General features: G+C 43.1%; 2 protein-coding genes and 1 pseudogene. All 3 read left to right on the top strand.

What is annotated here, in order from left to right; genetic code table 11:
• Positions 1-339, top strand: a pseudogene (locus AC1DSB_RS19520) (ribosome biogenesis GTPase YqeH); the annotation flags it as partial.
• A 12-nt stretch (positions 340-351) separates the two neighbouring features.
• Complete coding sequence (gene aroE / locus AC1DSB_RS19515) at positions 352-1194, top strand: shikimate dehydrogenase (RefSeq protein WP_477532040.1); 843 nt, start codon at positions 352-354, stop codon at positions 1192-1194.
• A partial coding sequence (locus AC1DSB_RS19510; protein ID WP_477587441.1) for a YhbY family RNA-binding protein occupies positions 1181-1258 on the top strand: 78 nt, incomplete at its 3' end. The genes aroE and AC1DSB_RS19510, both read left to right, overlap by 14 nt.

The raw sequence follows: 1258 nt of genomic DNA, 5'->3' as shown, positions 1-1258 counted from the left end.
ACCTTATTCCTTGGAGGCCTTGCAAGATTCGACTTCATTCAAGGAGAACGTTCGTCGTTTACGGTTCATATATCGAATGATTTAAATATTCACCGTACGAAACTTGAGAATGCTGATGCTTTGTATGCGGAACATTTAGGTGGAATGCTTGCACCGCCTTCTGCCGAATTTAAAGAGAATTTCCCGCCACTAGTACGACACGAGTTTTCTGTTAAAGCAGGTAAGACGGATATCGTGTTCTCCGGATTGGGCTGGATTACTGTTAACCAACCGAACGTGGTCATTGCAGCATATGCTCCTAAAGGAGTAGAAATTCAAGTTCGTCCATCATTGATTTAGGGGGCGACTGACATGAAAAAATGGTACGCGGTCATTGGGGATCCCATTTCTCATTCGATGTCGCCAAGCATGCACAGCAAGTGGTTTGCCGATTTATCCATCGATGCCACTTATATTCCTGTGCATGTAAAGAAAGACAAGCTGGTTAATGCCGTCGAGTCACTTAAATGTTTAGGAGTGAGTGGTTGGAACGTAACCATTCCACATAAAGAAGCCATCGTCCCACTGCTGGATCATATTGATACGACAGCGGCCTTAATGGGCGCAGTCAATACGGTAGTGGTGGAAGAGGATGGTTCACTGACAGGATATAACACGGATGGCATCGGCTTTGTCAATTCGCTTGAAGAAGCGATGGGTGCAAATCTTAAAAATTTGCCCATATTAATTGTGGGTGCTGGTGGCGCTGCAAGAGGGATAGCCTTCGCACTGAAAGCTCAAGGATATGTACATATTTCCTGCGCAAACCGTACAATCGAATCTGCGGAACGATTAATTAATGATATAGATGGTGATCGTGCGATGTCACTTTCACAAGCTGAATCACAACTTGCACTGTTTCAAATCATTATCCAGACAACGCCTGCAGGCATGAAAACATCAAAAGTGGACAAGCCAATGTCACTTAAAAATGTAACATCTTCAGCAATTGTTGCGGATATTGTGTATAATCCATTATTGACGCCTTTTTTGGCGGAAGCAAAAGATCGAGGAGCACGTTGTTTAAATGGCGTTGGGATGTTTGTACATCAAGGAGCATTCTCATTTCAAAAGTGGACAAATCGCAAACCTGATACGAAACAAACGATAGAGCAAGTCGAACAAACACTAGGAGGTCCACATGTTAACAGGTAAACAAAAACGTTTTTTACGTAGTCAAGCACATCATTTAAGCCCTATTTTCCAAGTTGGAAAAGGC

This window comes from Paenisporosarcina sp. P4_E4_2 (genome assembly GCF_056401595.1).
This window is presented reverse-complemented; position numbering and strand designations above follow the sequence as displayed.